General features: G+C 67.0%; 17 protein-coding genes. 11 read left to right on the top strand and 6 right to left on the bottom strand.

Annotation, left to right across the window (positions count from 1 at the left end; all coding sequences use genetic code 11):
• The first annotated feature begins 11 nt into the window (after positions 1 to 11).
• Positions 12 to 2,786, top strand: coding sequence for a TonB-dependent receptor (locus FBZ87_RS07575; protein WP_145609682.1), 2,775 nt, complete (start codon positions 12 to 14; stop codon positions 2,784 to 2,786).
• Positions 2,787 to 2,872: 86 nt separating this feature from the next.
• On the opposite strand, the gene FBZ87_RS07570 is transcribed toward FBZ87_RS07575, so the two are convergent.
• Together FBZ87_RS07570 and FBZ87_RS07565 are read right to left on the bottom strand one after the other, a co-directional pair.
• Entirely contained in the window at positions 2,873 to 3,175 is a 303-nt protein-coding gene (locus FBZ87_RS07570) for a putative quinol monooxygenase (protein WP_145609681.1), read from the bottom strand.
• 32 nt (positions 3,176 to 3,207) lie between these two features.
• The gene (locus FBZ87_RS07565) at positions 3,208 to 4,224 is read right to left on the bottom strand and encodes an NADP-dependent oxidoreductase (RefSeq protein WP_145609680.1); all 1,017 of its coding nucleotides are present in this window, start codon (positions 4,222 to 4,224) and stop codon (positions 3,208 to 3,210) included.
• A gap of 91 nt (positions 4,225 to 4,315) precedes the next feature.
• On the opposite strand from FBZ87_RS07565, the gene FBZ87_RS07560 reads away from it, so the two are divergent.
• Entirely contained in the window at positions 4,316 to 5,242 is a 927-nt protein-coding gene (locus tag FBZ87_RS07560) for a LysR family transcriptional regulator (RefSeq protein WP_145609679.1), read from the top strand.
• On the opposite strand, the gene FBZ87_RS07555 is transcribed toward FBZ87_RS07560, so the two are convergent.
• Positions 5,237 to 5,866: a TetR/AcrR family transcriptional regulator gene (locus tag FBZ87_RS07555; protein WP_145609678.1), complete on the bottom strand. Its 630-nt coding sequence runs from the start codon at positions 5,864 to 5,866 to the stop codon at positions 5,237 to 5,239. The two genes, FBZ87_RS07560 and FBZ87_RS07555, sit on opposite strands and share 6 nt — an antisense overlap.
• 124 nt (positions 5,867 to 5,990) lie before the next feature.
• Here FBZ87_RS07555 and FBZ87_RS07550 point away from each other — a divergent pair, with 124 nt between their 5' ends.
• From FBZ87_RS07550 to FBZ87_RS07530, 5 genes are all read left to right on the top strand, one after another.
• Positions 5,991 to 6,425 (top strand): YybH family protein, encoded by a 435-nt coding sequence (locus FBZ87_RS07550; protein WP_145609677.1) that lies wholly within the window; start codon positions 5,991 to 5,993, stop codon positions 6,423 to 6,425.
• A 158-nt stretch (positions 6,426 to 6,583) separates the two neighbouring features.
• The gene (locus FBZ87_RS07545; RefSeq protein ID WP_145609676.1) at positions 6,584 to 6,985 is read left to right on the top strand and encodes a YciI family protein; all 402 of its coding nucleotides are present in this window, start codon (positions 6,584 to 6,586) and stop codon (positions 6,983 to 6,985) included.
• Positions 6,986 to 7,083: 98 nt separating this feature from the next.
• Entirely contained in the window at positions 7,084 to 7,665 is a 582-nt protein-coding gene (locus tag FBZ87_RS07540) for a TetR/AcrR family transcriptional regulator (RefSeq protein WP_145609675.1), read from the top strand.
• Between the two features lie 110 nt (positions 7,666 to 7,775).
• Complete coding sequence (locus FBZ87_RS07535; protein ID WP_145609674.1) at positions 7,776 to 8,264, top strand: hypothetical protein; 489 nt, start codon at positions 7,776 to 7,778, stop codon at positions 8,262 to 8,264.
• A 147-nt stretch (positions 8,265 to 8,411) separates the two neighbouring features.
• Positions 8,412 to 9,335 carry an alpha/beta fold hydrolase gene (locus tag FBZ87_RS07530; RefSeq protein ID WP_145609673.1) on the top strand — a complete coding sequence of 308 codons (924 nt, stop codon included), beginning with the start codon at positions 8,412 to 8,414 and terminating at the stop codon, positions 9,333 to 9,335.
• Positions 9,336 to 9,369: 34 nt separating this feature from the next.
• On the opposite strand, the gene FBZ87_RS07525 is transcribed toward FBZ87_RS07530, so the two are convergent.
• Positions 9,370 to 9,816 (bottom strand): acetyltransferase, encoded by a 447-nt coding sequence (locus FBZ87_RS07525; RefSeq protein WP_145609672.1) that lies wholly within the window; start codon positions 9,814 to 9,816, stop codon positions 9,370 to 9,372.
• Positions 9,817 to 9,914: 98 nt separating this feature from the next.
• Entirely contained in the window at positions 9,915 to 10,841 is a 927-nt protein-coding gene (locus tag FBZ87_RS07520) for an alpha/beta hydrolase (RefSeq protein ID WP_145609671.1), read from the bottom strand.
• A gap of 153 nt (positions 10,842 to 10,994) precedes the next feature.
• Here FBZ87_RS07520 and FBZ87_RS07515 point away from each other — a divergent pair, with 153 nt between their 5' ends.
• Both FBZ87_RS07515 and FBZ87_RS07510 read left to right on the top strand, forming a co-directional pair.
• On the top strand, positions 10,995 to 11,879 hold the full coding sequence (locus tag FBZ87_RS07515; RefSeq protein ID WP_145609670.1) for an AraC family transcriptional regulator: 885 nt from the start codon (positions 10,995 to 10,997) through the stop codon (positions 11,877 to 11,879).
• 117 nt (positions 11,880 to 11,996) lie between these two features.
• Entirely contained in the window at positions 11,997 to 12,860 is an 864-nt protein-coding gene (locus tag FBZ87_RS07510) for an oxidoreductase (protein WP_145609669.1), read from the top strand.
• Between the two features lie 9 nt (positions 12,861 to 12,869).
• Here FBZ87_RS07510 and FBZ87_RS07505 read toward each other — a convergent pair whose 3' ends face one another.
• Positions 12,870 to 14,564 carry a carboxylesterase/lipase family protein gene (locus FBZ87_RS07505; RefSeq protein ID WP_186454630.1) on the bottom strand — a complete coding sequence of 565 codons (1,695 nt, stop codon included), beginning with the start codon at positions 14,562 to 14,564 and terminating at the stop codon, positions 12,870 to 12,872.
• Positions 14,565 to 14,766: 202 nt separating this feature from the next.
• On the opposite strand from FBZ87_RS07505, the gene FBZ87_RS07500 reads away from it, so the two are divergent.
• Together FBZ87_RS07500 and FBZ87_RS07495 are read left to right on the top strand one after the other, a co-directional pair.
• Positions 14,767 to 16,026, top strand: coding sequence for a Gfo/Idh/MocA family protein (locus tag FBZ87_RS07500; protein ID WP_211106869.1), 1,260 nt, complete (start codon positions 14,767 to 14,769; stop codon positions 16,024 to 16,026).
• A 95-nt stretch (positions 16,027 to 16,121) separates the two neighbouring features.
• Complete coding sequence (locus FBZ87_RS07495; RefSeq protein ID WP_211106868.1) at positions 16,122 to 18,755, top strand: glycoside hydrolase family 3 C-terminal domain-containing protein; 2,634 nt, start codon at positions 16,122 to 16,124, stop codon at positions 18,753 to 18,755.

Here is an 18,755-nt window from a genome sequence, read left to right as displayed (position 1 = left end):
GGAGAACGCACATGTTGCGTGGGCGCCATTCATCGAAACTCGTGCCGCTGCTGGTCGGCTTGCCGTTGCCGCTGGCGTTGATCTGGTCCGCACCCGCCATCGCGCAGACGGCCGCCAGCGGGGCTCCGGCGCAGACGCCGGCCGCCACCGCCGGCACGGCCTCGGCGAACGATCAGGGGGACCTGAACGAGATCGTCGTCACAGGGGTCCGTGCCAGCTTGAAATCGGCGGAGGCGATCAAGCGCGACGCGCCGGAGATCGTCGATTCCATCGTCGCCGAAGACATCGGCAAGCTTCCCGACCGCAATGTCGCCGAAGCGTTGCAGCGGGTCGCCGGCATCCAGATCCAGCGCAATTACGGTGAGGGCAGCTCAGTCGCCATCCGGGGGTTGACCCAGGTGCGTACCGAGTTGAACGGGCGGGATATTTTCACCGCCGGCGGTGTCGATATCCTCAACCTCGAAGACGTGCCGGCAGAATTGCTGGCGGGCATCGACGTCTACAAGAATCCGTCCGCCGAACAGATTGAAGGGCAGCTCAGCGGCGTCATCAACTTCCGCACGCGCAAGCCCTTCGACTTCGACGGCTTCAAGTTCGCTGGCGGGATCACTGGCAATTATTACGACTTGGCCGACAAGACAGGGCCATCGGGCTCGGTGCTGATGAGTGATCGCTGGAACACCGGGATTGGCGAGATCGGCGTGCTGGCCGACATTGCCTACCAGAAGGATTATTTCCGCGACGACCAAATCACGACGGAACCCTTCTACACCCTGAACCAGAGCCGCAATCCTGACGGCAGTTTCGTCAACCCCTCGGATGCCGCGACGGCGGCGGCCATGGGCCGGTCAGGTCAACTTACAACCATTCCGCACGGCGGCGGCCTGAACAAGAATTACGGCAACCGGCAGCGCTTCGGCACGGACGTGGCCTTGCAGTGGAAGCCCACGGACACCTTGGATTTTACGGGCGAGGTACTGCGCAACAACTACAAGTTCAACATCCGGGGCAATGCCTTCTTCGCCACGACCGGGGACGGGCCCATCACACCGCTACCGGGCGCCGACTTCAAATTCGCCAGCAACGGCGATTTCATCAGCGGCACCTGGGAGGACGTTCCCCTGGGGTCCTACGCCAGCCTGACGACGCGCGATTCGACCACGACCGACTATTCCTTGAAGGCGCATTGGACCCCGACGTCGAACCTGGAGATCACAGCGGATGGCCAATACATCCGATCGGACACCAGCCAGAGCAATTTCATCGTCATCACCAATGGCCCGAACACCGTCTTTCACCAGAACATATCGGGTGACGTGGCGTCGTTCTCCACCATTCCGGCCAGCCAGACCACCAATGCCGCGCTTTACTCCAACAACGGATTCCTCGACGACTTCTCCAATTCCGTGGGCGAGGAGAAAAGCGGCCGGCTTGATGTCAAGTACAGCTTCGATACCGGCATTTTGAAATCACTGCGCGCCGGTTTCCGGTACACGGACAGGACGAATTCGACCCGGGACACCGGCTATCGCTATTCCAGCGTCAACGGCCGGGGCGGGCTTGAGAATTACGACTTGAGCGACATCTTCCGCGGCGACGCGAATGTGTTCGGCAGCGTGGTCACCTTCCCACTGGAGACCATCGGCAATTACGCCAACACGCTGACCGCCTTCGGGCTCAACGGCGCGCCGCCCTTCCTGCCCAGCGGCTCAAACGCGCAGAGCCAGCAAACGTATGCGGAATATGGCGCAGCCTATTTCGACGCCAGCCCGCTGTCCATCCCGCTGGACGGCAACATCGGGGTGCGGATCGTCCAAACCAATCTGGGTGTCTCAGGGTACTACCAGCAGGTGCCGCAGATCGCGCAGCCGGACGGATCGACGGCGACGGGCAATCCTCAATACGCCGCCATCGCGTTCCAGGATTCCTATACCAAGGCCCTGCCCAGCCTGAACTTGCGCTATCACCTGACGGATGCCCTGCAGCTCCGCCTGGCGGCGTCAACCAACCTGGCCGCCCCCACCTTTTCGCAGTTGAACCCCAGCCTGACGCTGACCGAGCCTGGGCCGTCGCAACATGCAGAGATCCATACCGCGACCGGCGGCAACCCTTTGCTCAAGCCGATGACGTCACGCAACTTTGACGCCTCGCTGGAATGGTACTTCTCGAGCCAGGAGTATGTGTCGGTCGCCGGCTTCTACAAGAAGATCAACGGGTACATCCAGACGGCGATCACGCCGCGCGACATCACCTTCCCCGACGGCAAGACATACACCTACCAGGTCACGTCCTACACCAACGCGGCCGATGCCGAAGTGAAGGGGGCCGAATTCTCGTTCCAGCAGTTCTTTGATTTCCTGCCCGACCCGCTGGACGGTCTCGGACTCCAGGCGAACTTCACCTATGTCGATTCCCAGGCGCCCAGCCCGGCGACGTCCGGCCCCGTCACCAGCGTGCCGCTCGAGCTGTTGTCGAGATACAGCTACAACCTGATCGGCATCTATGAGAAGGGCCCGCTGTCACTTCGGCTCGCCTACAACTGGCGCAGCAAGTTCGTCGAGACGACGGCGGGTGTGGGCACCGGTAACCTTCCCATCTTCGACCAGCCCTATGGTCAGCTCGACGGCTCCCTGACCTATCAGGTCACCCAGAATTTCTCGCTGGGCGTTGACGCGCGCAATATCAACAACGCGCTCAAGCTGTCGTATTTCGGAATTGCGACGCGTCCCCGCACCGCGACGATCTCGGACCGGCGCCTGAGCTTCACCGCGCGCGTCACATACTGACAAGTTATAAATGGAGGACGGCCCAGTTCGATCCATCAGGACTGATCTGGGCCGTTTCCTTGAGATACGGTCCCTATGACGGGGCATTATCCGTCCAGCAGGGACCGCTCGTTCGCGGCGTCGTATTTTCGGACATCGCCTGTCATCCGGCCCTGCCACTTCCCCACGAACGCCCTCGTGTCGGGGGCGTCGAGGTGGGCGGAGAGGGAGGCCTGGTCGCGCCAGCGTTCGGCAACCAGCAACCGGCCTTCGCTTTGGTCATCCACCGCGACGGCGTAGGACAGGTTGCCCTCGCGCTGCCGGACGGACCGCGAGAGCACCTGGATATCGGCGGCGAACTCCTCCATCGCGGAGGGATCGACCTGAACATGGCCCATCACGATCAGCATGATCGCATACTCCTGGGGTTCCGCTTTCCCGCTCAGGCAACGGTAAGGACGATCTTGCCTTGGATATTGCCGCAGGCGGCACGCTCATGCGCCTGGGAGGCCTGGGCGAGCGGGAAGGTGCTGTCGAGCACGACGCGGACGGTGCCGTTGTCGAGCAGACGGGCGGCCTGAGCCAATTGCGCGCCGCTGGACCGGACCTGCGTGGTCGATACCGTGATGCCCAGCGCTTCCGCTTCGCTGTGGCCGGTGAAGCCCAGGGGATAGACGGGGAAAAGCGCGCCGCCCCGTTTCAGGGTGCGCAGGAAGCGGCCGGTATCGGGACCGCCGACGGTGTCCAGCACCAGGTCCGCGTCGCGCACCACTTCCTCGGCGGGCGTCCGGGTATAGTCTATGAACTGGTCGACGCCCAGGTCGCGCATCAGGCCTTCATTCTTTCCGGACGCCACGGCGATGACGCGCGCGCCCTGCCACTTCGCCAGTTGCACGGCCAGATGGCCGACACCACCGCCGGCCCCGTTGACGAGCACCGTCCGGCCGCGCAACGGCACCGGCTCATGCCTGTAAGGTTGAAACGGGTTCGGCTCGTCGTGCCCCAGTTCGATCAGGAACTGCCAGGCGGTGAGCAGGGACATGGGCGCGCCGGCCGCGTGGATGTGATCGATGCCGGCCGGCTTGCGGGCCAGATCCGATACCGGGACGCTGACATAATCGGCATAGGCCTTGCTGCCTTCCATGACATTATGGGGGAAGCGCACCATGGCATAGACCTCATCGCCCACGTCGAAATCCCCGACATCGCCGGCCACGGCGGCGATGACACCCGATATGTCCGACCCGAGGGTCAAGGGGAAGGTCGGGTGCGGCTGCCATTCGGGGGGAAGGGAACGATAGCCGTCCCGCAGGTACCAATCCGGCGGGTTGAGGCCAACGGCATGGACCTTGACCAGCACCTCGCCGGGCGCGGGCGTGGGACGGGGCGCGTCCTCATAGCGCAGCACCTCGGGCCCGCCGAATTCGTGCAGCCGAACCGCTTTCATCGTGTCGCTCATGACGCATTCCTTTCGTGCTTTCGAAGCTAAGCCATAGTTTGACCCCTAGGCACGAATTGACAATTGGGCTGGAGGTGGCTTCAGTATTTCCATGAAGGAACAAATCGGACTTGAAAGGCTCACCGGGCTGATCGCCTTCGCCCGTGTCGGGTCGCTGGGCAGCTTCACCGCGGCCGCCCGCTCGCTGTCGATTTCACCATCGGCGGTGAGCAAGAGCGTCCAGCGGCTGGAGCAAAACCTGGGCGTCACCCTGATTACCCGGACGACACGCTCGCTGACCCTGACGCCGGAGGGCCGTGACCTGCACGAACGCGCCCTGCGGCTGCTGCGGGACGCGGAGGAGATCGAGCAGGCGGCGAAGTCCGCGCGGTCGGCGCCCTCGGGAACCTTGCGTATCGCCGCGTCCCTGCCCATCGGCATCCATGTGATCGCGCCGGCGCTGCCGGCGTTCCGAGCGCGCCATCCCCAGGTGCTGGTGGACCTGCGCCTGAGCGACCAGTTCGTCGACCTGATCGAGCACGGCATCGACCTGGCCGTGCGGATCGGTGACCTACCGGATACGCGGCTGCTGTCGCGGCGGCTCGCGCCGCACCGGTTCTGCTGCTACGCATCGCCGGCCTACCTGGCCGCCCGGGGAACGCCGGCGCATCCGGACGATTTGGCGCGGCACGACACCGCGGCTCTCCGCTACCAAAGCTCCGGGCAGATGTTGCGCTGGCCCTTCCTGATCGGGGATCGCGAAATCGAGATCGTGCCCGCGTCCGGCATCGTCATGGACGCCAGCGAGGCGCTGATCGCGGCGCTGGTCGCCGGGGGCGGCATCGGCATCAGCGCCGACTTTGTCGCCGCCCCTTACGTGGCGCGTGGCGAGCTTGTGCCGGTGTTGTCCGACTATGCGGTCGAGCGGCACAACATCACCGCCGTCTGGCCGGAAAGCCGCCGCGCGAACCCGGCGGTCCGGGCCTTCCTGGCCCATTTGCAGGATGCCCTGCCGACGGCGGGCGCGGGCGGCTCATGACGGGCGGCGGGACGGCAGAAGCGTTTCCAAGATCATGGATTTGCATTCTATGAGGGCGGAGCCCGTCTTTTCGACGCGCATGCGCAGCAGCGCGCCCTCCCAGCTGTTCAAAATGAACCGTGCCAGGGAGGCTGGCGCCAGACGGCCGTCGATGGCGCCCTGGCCTTGCGCTTCGGCGAGGCAGCCCTCCAGCGCCTTGGTCCAGGCATCCCAGTGCTGGACCAAATGCTCGCGGATCAGGGGGCTGTGGTCGGCGGCTTCGGCGCTGAAGTTGCCCAGCAGGCAGCCACGGGCATAGCCGCCGGCCGTGAACGCCTTAATCCGGTCATCGAAATAGGCGCCCAACCGGGCCAGGGGGGGCAGGTCGGAGTTGGCGAGGAACGCGCGCAACCGTTCCAACCCCAGATCCGAATAGGCGTCGAGGACTTCGGCCCCGAAGGCCTCCTTGCTGGCGAAGTGATTGTAGAAGGACCCCTTTGGGACGTCGGCCCTTTCCACGATGCCCTGGATGCCGGTCGCCGCGAACCCGTCGGCGTGGATGGCCTGCAAACCAGCGCGGATGAGGTTGTCGCGGGTGTCCGGCTTGGGTTTCGGCCCCCGGCGGGCGGATGGTCCAGAGTTCATTGCAGTGCCCTTGATTAATTTAAGACGACCGGTCATATTTTATTTACCGCCCCCCAGCCGGCGCTGTCAAGGCAAGCGCCGCCGCCCGGGGCACAGGTCTAAATCGGAACAAGGAACGAGAACCATGAGCGATCAGCACGGCACACCGGCCGTCAGCGCCGCCGACATTGAAGAGATCCGCGCGCTTTTTCTGCGCCAGGCCACCGCTGAAAACGCCCACGATATCCAGATGATGGACACCGTGCTTGCCCACACCCCGCCCGGGCAGCCGGATCCCGTGAACTTCGTGGCCCGCGCGTATCGCTTCTGGGGGCGGGCGGCGGTCATCGACCATTTCCGCGCGGTCTTCGCCGGAACTTGGCGCTTCGAGCCTGATGAGGATGCGATCCGCATCCTTCCCCTGGGTCCGGACGTGGCCCACATCTATGCGCCCACCCGCATCACCGTTGGCCCCGCCGGTCAGGAAGGGACGACCCACACTTTTCTGGTCAACGAAGTCGCGATCCGCACCGCTGACGGTTGGCGTATCTCCGCCATCGTTCCCGTGCCGGCCCAATGACAGCTCTTGATCCACGCGGTCGGTCGCAGGCTTGAGGCTGGCTCCCGCCGGGCGAGCCTGCCCATGAAAATGTGCCGGACGGTGTCGGCGGCGGGACACGTCATTCGTCGTTTCGATACAAGGCCGGCGGGGCCGGCTCCAACCCCAGGAGGCAGGCGATGCGTGTGATGGTGCTGGTGAAGGCGACCGAAGACAGCGAAAGGGGGCTACCCGCGAAAGAGTGGATGGCCGAGATGATGGCGGCGATGGGAAAGTTCAATGATGACTTGCGCGACGCCGGCATCCTGGTGATGGCCGATGGCCTCAAGCCCAGTTCGCACGGCAAGCGCGTCGCCTTCGACGGTCCCGGCCGTTCGGTGATCGATGGGCCTTTCGCCCCGGCCGCCGCGTTGGTTGCGGGCTTTTGGCTATGGGAGGTCAAGGATATGGCGGAGGCGGTCGCCTGGGTGAAGCGCTGCCCGAACCCCATGCCGGGACCGAGCGAGATCGAAATTAGGCCGCTGTACGAGATGGCGGACTTTGAGGACGCACCGGCGCCGGAGAGCGCTGGGGACCGGTAACCGGGCATTTGGGTTGTTGGACCGGGGAGGGGCATGGTCAGCCACCTTCCCCATCATCAGTGCTTGACGTGCTGCCTACTAGTAGGTAGTTTTGGCGCATGAGCACACCATCCTCTACCGCCGATGAGATTTTAGCCTGCGCGCGGTCGCTGGTCATGGCGGGCGGCTACAACGGCTTCAGCTACGCCGATATCGCCGCCGTCGTCGGCATCCGCAAGGCCAGCATCCACCACCATTTCCCCAACAAGGTGGATCTGGTCCGCACGCTGGTCGCCCGCTATCGGGAAGAGGCGCGGACCGGGATCGCGGACTTGGAACGCCATGTCCCCGACCCTCTTGGACAGCTCCGCGGCTACGCGGGGTATTGGGAGGGATGCATCACCGACGCCAGCGCGACCTTCTGCATTTGTGCTTTGTTGGCCAGCGAGTTGCCCATCCTGCCGGAAGAGGTGGCGCTGGAAGTCCGGGCTCATTTCCGCTTCCTGTCGGCTTGGCTGACCTCAGTATTCGAGCGGGGGGCGCAGCAGGGCCAGCTTCGCCTCAGCGGCACGCCGCGGGCGGAGGCGGAGGCGTTCATGGCCGCCGTCCATGGGGCCATGCTCTCCGCGCGGGCCTACGGCGACCCGAAGATGTTCGGGGTCGTCACGACACCCCTGCTGGACCGGCTTTCCGCCCGATAGGGATGCCGCCCTGATGCCGGGCGGCATCTTTGTGCGTCCAAGGTACCTACCTACTAGTCGGATGTTTTCCGGCAACCGCAATTCCCCTTTCCGAATTCATGGAGATCGACATGTTTGGAATTTCCCCCCTGGGCTGGGTGCATACGCTCGGCAGCCTCCCCGCCATTCCGCTGGCCCTGTACATGTTCGCCCGTCACGGGCGGATCGTGCCGCGGTCGGGGCCGGGCGCCGTCTATTTCGTGTCGATGCTGATTGGGGGGCTCACGGTGTTCCTGGTCGCCCACCAATCCGTCAGTTACGGCATCGCGGTGGTGACCATCCTGCTGTTGCTCGCCGGATATGGGGTCGGGCGCGTTCCCGGCCTGGGGCGTGCCGCCACCTATCTGGAGACGGTTTTCCTCAGCCTGACGGCCTTCCTGCTGATGGTGCCGACGGTCAGCGAAACCCTGCGCCGCGTCCCCGATGGCCACCCCCTGGTCACCGACCTGAAGTCGCCGCTTCTGCTCGGCGCGCAGGCGGGCCTTTTCGCCGCGCTGGTCATCGGCGTGACCGTCCAGGTCATCGTCCTGCGCCGGCAGGGCAAGGCCGCCGTTTCCTGACATCCGCCGCCGCAGCAGCAAAAAGCCGGCAAGGATGGTCCAAACGAAGTATGGGCTTACAATCGGGGGGGCGCGAACCGGTGTAGGGATGGCGCGGACAAATCCGGAGAGGGCTGACGCCCCTCTGTTTCGCGAGGATTACCGCCCATGCTGAAACTGTTCGCCGCGAGTGTGGCCGCCCTGTGCTGCCTGGGCCTTGGGGCCGCTGAGGCCAAGGTCATGCCGTTCCCGCCCCCCTGCCACGCGCGGGAGGTTCCGACCAACGGGACCACCCTGCACGTCCGCGTTTGTGGCGCGGGGCCCGCCGTCGTCCTGGTGCATGGCTATGGCGAGACCGGTGACATGTGGGCGCCACTGGCGGCCGACCTGATGCGCGATCACACCGTGATCGTGCCCGACCTGCGCGGCATGGGCCTGTCAGCGCGGGCCACCAGCGGTTTCGACAAGAAGACGCAAGGCCAGGACATCGCGGGCGTGCTGGACGCGCTGGGTATCGGCAAGGTCGACCTGGTCACCCACGACATCGGCAACATGGTGGGCTACGCCTTCGCGGCCCAGAACCGCGATCGCGTCACGCGGTTCGTGCTGATGGACGCACCCATTCCCGGCGTCGGCCCGTGGGATGAGATCCTGAAAAGCCCCTTGCTCTGGCATTTCCGCTTCGGCGGGCCGGATATGGAACGGCTGGTAGCGGGGCGGGAGCGCATCTACCTTGACCGTTTCTGGAACGAGTTCTCCGCCGACCCGCGCAAATTCGACGACGCCTCGCGCCAGCATTACGCGGCCCTCTACGCCCGGCCCGGCGCCATGCATGCCGGGTTCGAGCAGTTCAAGGCCTTCGACCAGGACGTTAAGGACGACCAGGCCTTCCTGGCGCAGGGGCCGCTCAGCATGCCGGTGCTGGCCATCGGCGGCGACCATTCCTTCGGTCCCACCATGGCCGTGGTGGCGCGCGCTGCCGCCAGCAATGTGCAGGAACTGGTCATCCCCCAGTCTGGCCACTGGCTGATGGAGGAACAGCCGGCGGCGACGGTCGCCGCCATCCGCGCCTTCCTGGACACCCATGGGTGACGCCCAATGTGGCGTCGGGATGTGATCTTGGCCGTCAACCGCCCGATCGCAAATGAATGAGCGGATAGCTCCGCCCCTGGCCATCGAGGGCGGAGCGTCCGGTGGGGCGGAAGCCCAGCCGCTCATAAAAACCCACGGCCTGGCCGTTCTGCTCGTTCACATCGGTGGTGAGCACGGGGTGCAGGGTCAGGGCATGGGCCACCAGCCGCCGCCCGACCCCGGTACCCCTATGGTCGGGATCGACAAACAGCGCCTCCATATGCGCGCCGTTCAGCAGCATGAAGCCGAGGGGCCGGTCGGCGGCATCGACGGCCAGCCATAGCGGGGCCGTTGGCAGGAAGCCAGCCACCTCCGCATCAATGGCTACTTTGTCCGCCGGTGTCAGAAAGTCATGCGTGGCGTCGACCGCCCGGCGCCAGATGTCGAGGACCCTGGCCCCATCGCGGGGTTCGGATGGTCGGATGGTGGTAAGGTTGGTCAATGAATGCCCCCTGGGCCGTCGTGAATGGCCGGGGAGGACACATGCTCCGTCGCTCGGCTGTCGCTGACGGCCGTCACTCCGGCCCAGCGGCGGCGCTATCACAGCCCGCCCTGGCCGGCGAGGTTCCCGGCGAAGAACGCGGAAAGCTTTTCCACCGCCGCCGCGACGGGCACCTCCCTGTCATAGAGGTCAACGTGAGTGGCGCCCTCGATCCAGGCCCATTGCTTGGGTTCCCGCGCCAGGCGGAAGGCCTCCTGCGCCATCCAGGCGGTGACCGCCTCGCTGCCCACCACCAGCAGCAGGGGGCGGGGCGCGATCATGTCGATGAAGCGGAAGGCGTCGAAGGCGGCGATGCGGTCGATGCTGCTCCAGGTCAGGGTCTTGGCGGAGCGGGGGTGCCGGCCGCGGTCGGTGCAATAGTACTCATAGCCCTCAAAGGCGTGCAGTCCCTGCGCCAGGGCCTCTTCCGCCGTGGCGGGGAACAGGGGCAGGGCGCCCACGCTATTGCCCCGCCCTTCCGCCGTGCGGGCCGTGGCGGAGGCGTCCAGCATCTGCCGCAGCACAGCGGGGGATAGCGTGCCGTCGGCGCCGTGGCGGAAATGGCGGCCGATATCCGCGGCGCTGACCGTCGCCACCGCGCGGATACGGGTATCGGTGGCCGCCGCCGCGATGACGTAGCCGCCCGAAGCGCAAATGCCCAGGGCGCCGATGCGGGCCGGGTCGACTGTGTCCAGCGCGCTCAAATAGGAGGCGGCGGCCTTGAAGTCCTCCACCCGTTGCGCCGGGTCTTCCAGGCCCCGGGGCTGGCCTTCGCTCTCGCCCTGGTGGGCGGCGTCGAAGGCCAGGGTGGCGAAGCCTAGGTCCGCCAGGTGACGGGCGTAGAGGCCAGCAGTTTGCTCCTTCACCGCGCTGCCGGGGTGGCCGACGATGATAGCGGGGCGCGGCTGCGCTGTGGGGGCGTCCGGCATGTAAAGGTGCGCCGCGATTTTCAGGCCGGCGCTGGGGAAACTGACATCTTTTCTCATGGCGTTCTCATGGGAAGACTCCATTTCAGCTGCCCCATTAGGATCAGAGAACCAGCTGGGGGCGGTAGAACGGGCCTGCCGGATGAATGCATGATCCTGCCAAAATGGAGAGGATCACACACAGATGTCCGCACATGCGCTATGGTTGCCGGCATGGACCCCTTCCTGCTGACCGAGCTGCAACGGCTGATGACCCGCCATGGCAAACTGGACGCCCCGGCGTTCCAGGCGCTGCCGGGCCTCACCCTCCTGTCGGCCACCGCGCCCACGCCGCCCATCGCGGAGGTCAGCGAACCGGTGTTCGCCCTGGTGGCGCGCGGCGCCAAGCGGGTCTGCCTGGGCGACCGCGTCTTCAGCTATGGCGCCGGCCAGTACCTGATCGTCTCCGTCGACCTGCCGTTGGAGGCGCACGTAGCCGAGGCCTCGATTGAGGCCCCCTACCTGGGCCTGGGCATCACCCTGCGGGCCGAGGCCATCGCGTCGCTGTTGCTGGAGGTGGGAAGCGGGCCGGTGCCCAAGTCCGGCCCGCCCGGCATCGCCGTGAGCGACCTCAGCGATGACTTGGTGGAGCCCGTCATCCGCCTGCTGCGCCTTGTGGATCGGCCGGCCGACCTGTCGGTGCTGGGGGCGGCCATCGAGCGCGAAATCCTCTGGCGCCTGATCAACGGGCCGCAAGGCGCCATGGTCCGCCAGATTGGCCTCGCCGACAGCCGCATGGCCCAGATCGGCCGCGCCATCCGGTGGATTCGCACCCACTTCGCCGAGGCTTTCCGCATCGAGGATCTGGCGCGCTTGGCGGGCATGAGCGTCACCTCCTTCCACCGGCATTTCCAGGGCGTCACCTCCATGACTCCTATCCAGTATCAGAAGCAGATACGGCTGCAGACGGCGCGGTCGCGGCTGATGGCGTCGGCGGAGGACGTGGCCGCCATCGGCTTCGCCGTGGGCTACGACAGCCCCTCGCAGTTCAGCCGGGAATACCGCCGGCAGTTCGGCCAGGCGCCGGGGCGGGACGGGAAGCGGCTGCGGAGGGAGTGATGACAGCGCCGGCAACGAAGTGCCACGGGCCTATGTCGCCTTGGCGGTTGGACGGGGATGGGGGTGCTGCTTTAGGGTGGTGGCCCCTGGTACCGATCCCATTCCGGAGCGACCCACATGGCTGACACCCGCACGCCCGCCTTGGAAACCCCCGTCTGGCTCATCACCGGCTGTTCCACCGGCTTCGGCCGCATCCTGGCGCAACGGGTGCTGGCGCGCGGCTGGCGGGTGGTCGTCACGGCGCGCGACGCGGCGCAGGTGATCGACATCGTGGCGACAGCCGATGACCGGGCCATGCCGGCGGCGCTGGACGTCACCCGGTATGACCAGATCGACGCCGTGGTGGCGGCGGCGCAAGAGCGGTTCGGCCGCATCGACGTGCTGGTGAACAACGCCGGCTACGGTTACCAAAGTGCGATCGAGGAGGGGGTGGAGGCTGAGATCCGCGCCCAGTTCGACACCAACGTCTTCGGCCTGTTCGCCATGACGCGGGCGGTGCTGCCCCTGATGCGGGCGCAGGGCGGCGGGCGCATCCTTAACATCACCTCCGTCGCCGGCCTGGTGGGCTACCCCGGTTCCGGCTACTACGCCGCGTCCAAGCACGCGGTGGAGGGCTGGTCCGACAGCCTGCGGGCGGAGGTGGAGCCGCTGGGCATCGGCGTCACCTGTGTCGAGCCGGGGCCCTTCCGCACCGACTGGGCCGGCCGTTCCCTGCGCCAGACGGCCAGCCGCATCCCGGATTACGCCGACACGGCGGCCAAGCGCCTGGCCGCCACCAAGGACATCAGCGGCACCCAGGCCGGCGATCCCGTGCGGGCCAGCGACATCATGATCGAGATCACGCAGCGGCCGATCCCGCCCCGCCATGTGGTGCTGGGCGCCTGGGGCCAGGATGCGGTGGTGACGCGGCTGCGCCAGCGGCTGGAGGAAATCGAGGGCCAGCGCGACCAGGCGCTGTCCGCCGATTTCCCCAATCCTTGACGCGGGCGCTCACACCCCCATCGCCTGCCACATCTCCCGCTCCCGCCCATCGGGATCCAGGGCCACCTGGCACTGGCTGTTCAGCAGCATGACGGCGCGGTCCTTGGTCTCATACCGGGGCCAGTCCGGCTGGCCGGCGGCGGTGGGCACGCCGCTGCGGGCGAAGCTGGTGAAATAGCCGCTGACGGCCTTGGCGGCTTCCACCAGGCCGGGGCCGTCGCCCTGCAGGTCCGGCATCTCCGTGTTCAGGAAGGTGATGGAGATGTCGATGGCATGCCCGGCCCGCAGCGTCCAGTCCGTGCCCTTGATGGGCACGTTGGACTGGAAGTCGTTGCGGTAGCGGTAGACGGGGGCGCTTTGCGCCGCCTTGCGGTCGGCCAGGGTGGCGGTGCCGGCGCCCATGGACAGGGCGGTTTCGATGGCGATGCCCTGTTCCACCGGCGTGGCGTTGGGGCGGGTTTGGCGGTAGGTGGCCAGGATGCGCTCCGCGTCCGGGCCGAAGCGCTGCTGGGCCCGCGCGGTCAGGCGGGCCGCGTCCATGTGGAAGAACTCCGGATGGTCGCGCTCGAAGAAGGCGGCCTCGTCCCGCATGTTGCCGATCAGCAGGGGAATGCCGGCCACCATCGCGGGTGCTGCCGGGTCGAAGGGGTGTTGGGGCAGGACGGTCCCGTCCACCACCGGGCCCCAGCCGCCGGGCCTGGGCGCGCGGTTGGCCGCCAGGCTGGGCTTGGGCGTGGGATGCCCTGCCTGCCACTCCTTGGTGGCCACGGTCAGGGGGCCCTGGCCCTTCTCCGCCGCCAGCTGCAGATCAATGAACTTCTGCGCCGGCACGTCGTGCAACTTGGCGAAATCCTTCGGATGGATGTCGAAGGCGGCCAGCACGCGGCGCGCCGTCTCCGTCGCCACGTCCTTGGGCAGTCCGCGCAGCAAGGGGCCGCTCTGCATCCCCGCCTTGTGGTACAGGCCCTGGGCGGCTGGCATGCCCATGATGGCGCAGGTCTTGGCGCTGCCCCCGGACTCGCCGAACACCATGACGTTGCCGGGGTCGCCGCCGAAGGTGGCGATATTCTCCTTGATCCAGCCGAGCGCGGCGATGATGTCCAGGATGCCCTGGTTGCCGGAGGTGGCGTAGTCCGTCCCGCCCAGTTCGCCCAGGTAGAGATAGCCCAGCAGGCCCAGGCGGTGGTTGGTCGCCACCACAACCACGTCGTAGGTGGCGGCCAGGCGGGCGCCGTCCTGGATGCGCTGGCCGCCGCTGCCGGTGGTGAAGCCGCCGCCGTGGCAATAGACCATGACCGGCCGCTTGGCGCCATCGTTCACCGCCGGTGTCCACACGTTCAGCACCAGGCAGTCCTCACTGTAGGCCGGCTCATGCTCGCCATACGTCGTGCCGGGGCCCTGCATGGCGGGCGGGCCCAGGCGGGTGGCGTCGCGCACGCCGGTCCAGGGTGTGACCCTGGGCGGGGCCTTGAAACGGTTCCTGCCCGAGACCGAGCCGGCGTAGGGGATGCCCTTGAAGGCCAGGGCGCCCCGGTCGTGCCCGCCCCGGAGTCGGCCGGCCGACGTTTCCACTTCCACGAAGGGGCCCACCGTCTGGGTGAACCAGACGCCATCGTCCGCGCGGGCGGGGATCCAGAAATAAGGGGCGGCGATGGTGGCGGCTCCTGCCTGCAGCAGGGCGCGGCGATTGAGGGATAGGGCCATGATTTTCCTCCCGGTTTTATTCTTGTGCGACTTGGGTGCCTGGGCCGCGTCGAGGGGCCGCGTCGAGGGAAGGTGGCGGGCCGGGGCAGGGGATGCCGCCAGCCGGTCCCTTTTCAACGCGGGGCAATCGGCGTATGAATCTATGATAACGGTAACATAAAAACCGGGAGGAACAATGAGCGTCCGGAGGACAGGACCGGGAATGCCCGCACGCATTCCAGGGGCCGGGACCGATCCCATTTCCCTCGACAGCGCCACGACCGATGGCAGTTCGGGCGCCAGCGAAATCGGTATTTCCCGCCGTCTTCTCATGGGGTTGGGGGCTGCCGGCGCCGGCACGCTGCTGATGCGCCCGGCCATCGCGTCACCCACCGCCGGTCCGGCGGAAGGGGAGGGGGTGGGCTTCGCCGTCGTCGGCCTTGGCCGATTGTCGCAGGGGCAGATCCTGCCCGGTTTCCGCAACGCCAGGCGGGCCAAACTGGCGGCCCTGGTCAGTGGGCATCCCGACAAGGCGGCGCGACTCGCCGCCAAACACGGGGTGGCCAAGGACGCGATCTACACTTACGAGACTTACGACCGCATCGTGGACGACCCGCGCATCCAGGTCGTCTACATCGTCCTGCCCAATGCCATGCATGCGGAGTTCACCATCCGCGCGCTGAAGGCCGGCAAGCATGTGCTGTGCGAGAAGCCCATGGCGACCAGCGTGGCGGATGCGGAGGCCATGATCGCCGCCGCCAAGGCCGCCGGCCGCAAGTTGATGATCGCCTACCGCTGCCATTATGAGCCGCTGAACTTGGCCGCGATGCGCCTGATCCGCTCAGGCAAGCTGGGCAAGCCGCGGGTGGTGGTCACGCAAATGGGGCGCCAGGCCTCGCTCAGCGATCCGGCGGACGTGTGGCGACTGGACATGAAGATGTCCGGCGGTGGTGCCTTGGCCGACATGGGCATCTACGGCATCAACGGCGCCCGCTACCTGCTGAATGAAGAGCCGGTGGAGGTGCGCGCCTGGGCGCAGACTGACCGCAATGACCCGCGCTTCCGCGAGGTGGAGGATCTGATCGCCTGGCAGTTCCGCTTCCCCAGCGGCGCCGTTGCCAACGGGTCCACCAGTTTCGACTACGCCCCCACCATGTCCTACCAGGTGGAGTGCGCGCAGGGGCGGCTGGTGGCGGACCCCGGCGCCTTCTACAACGGCAACCGCCTGACGGTGCAGACCGGCTACCAGTCGCAGGTGCAGGCCATCCATGAGATCGACCAGTTCGCGCGTGAGATGGACTGGATGGCCGACGTGGTGCGGGGCAAGGCGCCGCTGGTCTCCACGGGCGAGGAAGGCCTGCAGGACATGCGGTTGATGAAGGCCATCCTGGACTCGGTCGCCCAGGGCGGCGCCACCGTGTCGACCGCCTTCGGCTACACCCGCGCGGTCGACCCGGCCAAGGCCGTCGATGTACCGGCCTGACCGGCGACCGTAAAGCGTAGCTGTCTTGATGGGGCGGTCATATTCCCAGGACCGTTCCGGACTTAAAATGATAACGCTAACAATGGGAGGGGCGGATGGGTCGTTCTGTGTTCGGGGTCGCCATGCGGGCGGCCCTATTTGTGGTGGCAGGCGCGGGCGGCGTTCATGCGCAGGAGGCGGCCAAGCCGCCCTACCTCGACCCCAGCCTGCCGGTGGAACGCCGGGTGGATGACCTGGTCAGCCGCCTGACGCCGGAGGAAAAGGCGGCGCAGCTGACCAACCAGGCCCGGGCCATCCCGCGCCTGAACATCCCCGCCTACAACTGGTGGAGCGAGGCGCTGCACGGTGTCGCCCGCAATGGCGAGGCCACGGTGTTCCCCGAGCCCATCGGCTTGGCCGCGACCTTCGACCCCGACGCCATCCGCCAGATGGGGGTGGCCATCGGCACCGAGGCGCGGGTGAAGTTCAACCGCGTGGAAAAGGCGGGGGCGGAGCACCGCATCTACCAGGGCCTGGATTTCTGGTCGCCCAACATCAACATCTTCCGCGACCCGCGCTGGGGCCGGGGGCAGGAAACCTATGGTGAGGATCCCTACCTGACCGGCAAGCTGGGAACCGCCTTCGTCCAGGGCATGCAGGGCGACGACCCCAAATATTATCGGGTGATCGCCACCGCCAAGCACTACGCCGTGCACAGCGGGCCGGAGCCGACGCGCCACGAGGTGGACGTGACGGTCAGCAAGCACGATCAGGAGGACACCTACCTGCCGGCCTTCCGCGAGTTGGTGACGACGGGCAAGGTGGCCTCGGTCATGTGCGCCTACAACCGCGTCAACAGCCAGCCGGCCTGCGCCAGTGACTTCCTGCTGACCGACCAGCTGCGCAAGCGCTGGGGCTTCACCGGCTATGTGGTGTCCGATTGCGACGCCATCGCCGACATCCAGCGCGGCCACCATTACACCAAGACCCTGGCGGAGGCGGCGGCCGTGTCGCTGAAGCTGGGCGTGGACAACGACTGCACCCAGTACAACCGCCCGCCGGATGAGCCGGATGATTTCGACCTTTACCGCGACGCCATCACCCAGGGGCTGGTGTCGCAGGACGTGGTGGACACCGCCCTGCGCCGCCTATTCACGGCCCGCATGCGCCTGGGCCTGTTCGACCCGCCGGCCAGCGTGCCCTATGCCCAGGCGGATGACACGCAGCTGAACTCGCCGGAGCATGTGGCGCTGGCCCTGCACCTGGCCAATGAGTCCATGGTGCTGCTGAAGAACAACGGTGTGCTGCCGGTGAAGCCCACGGTGAAGACGATCGCCGTCATCGGCCCGCTGGCCGACCAGGTGGACGTGCTGCTGGGCAACTACAACGGTCAGCCCATCCACCCGGTGACGGCGCTGGACGGCATCCGCGCCGCCTTCCCCAACGCCCAAATCGCTTACGAGCCGGGCAGCAACTTCCTGCGCTCCGCGTCCACCATCCCAGGCAGCGCCCTCAGCGGTCCGGATGGCAAGCCAGGCTTGAAGGGGGAGTACTGGGGCAACCCCGACTTCAGTGGCGCCCCGACCGTGACCCGCACCGACGGCACCCTGAACCTGGACCGCGACATGACCCCGGTGGTGGAGGGCGCCGCCATTTCCGCCCGCTGGACCGGCTTCGTCACCGTGCCGGCGACGGGCGAGTACAACATCGGACTCAGCGGCGCCAACGCCACCCTGTGGGTCGATGGTGTGCAGGCGGTGAAGAACGGCGACCGCCAGCGCACGCCGCGGATGAAGGCCCTGCATTTCGAGGCCGGGCGCCGCTACGCCATTCGCATCGACCAGACGCCGGCCAAGGGCCCCGTCATCCGCCTGGTATGGAACCCTGTGGTGGCCGACCCGCTGAACCGCGCCGTGGCAGCGGCCAAGGCGGCCGACCTGGTGGTGGCCGTGGCCGGCATCAGCTCCGCCCTGGAGGGGGAGGAGATGACGGTGACCGTCCCCGGCTTCAAGGGCGGCGACCGTACCAGCCTGGACATGCCGGCGGAGGAAGAGACCCTGTTGAAGGCGGTGAAGGCCACGGGCAAGCCCATGGCCCTGGTGCTGATGAACGGGTCCGCCCTGTCGGTGAACTGGGCCGCCGCCCATGTCGACGCCATCATCGACGCCTGGTACCCCGGTGAGCAGGGCGGCATGGCCATCGGTCAGACGCTGTCGGGCGTCAACAATCCCTCCGGCCGCCTGCCGGTGACCTTCTACAAGGGCGTGGACGGCCTGCCGCCCTTCGAGGATTACAGCATGAAGGGGCGGACATACCGCTACTTCACCGGCACGCCGCTGTACGCCTTCGGCCACGGCCTAAGCTACACCACCTTCGCCTACACCCCGCCGGCCCTGTCGGCCGCCACGCTGAAGGCGGGCGAGACGCTGGGCGTGGATGCCCAGGTGCGCAACGCCGGCGCGGTGGCGGGGGATGAGGTGGTGCAGCTGTACCTGGGCTTTCCGCAGGTACCGGGCGCCCCAATCCGGGCCCTGCGCGCCTTCGCCCGCGTCCACTTGGCGCCGGGTGAAAGCAAGAAGGTCCACTTCAACCTCGCCCCCCGCGACCTGTCCAGCGTGACGGAGGCGGGCGACCGGGTGGTGACGGAGGGCCGCTACACCCTGACCGTGGGCGGCGGCCAGCCCGGCACCGGCGTGCCCGGTGCCACGGCGGGCTTCACCGTGGTCGGTACGGCCCCGCTGGCGGAGTGA

Source organism: Nitrospirillum amazonense (assembly GCF_007828035.1).
Classification (GTDB): Bacteria; Pseudomonadota; Alphaproteobacteria; order Azospirillales; family Azospirillaceae; genus Nitrospirillum; species Nitrospirillum amazonense.
Note: the sequence above shows the minus strand (reverse complement) of the source record. Positions and strands in the feature narration are given on the sequence as shown.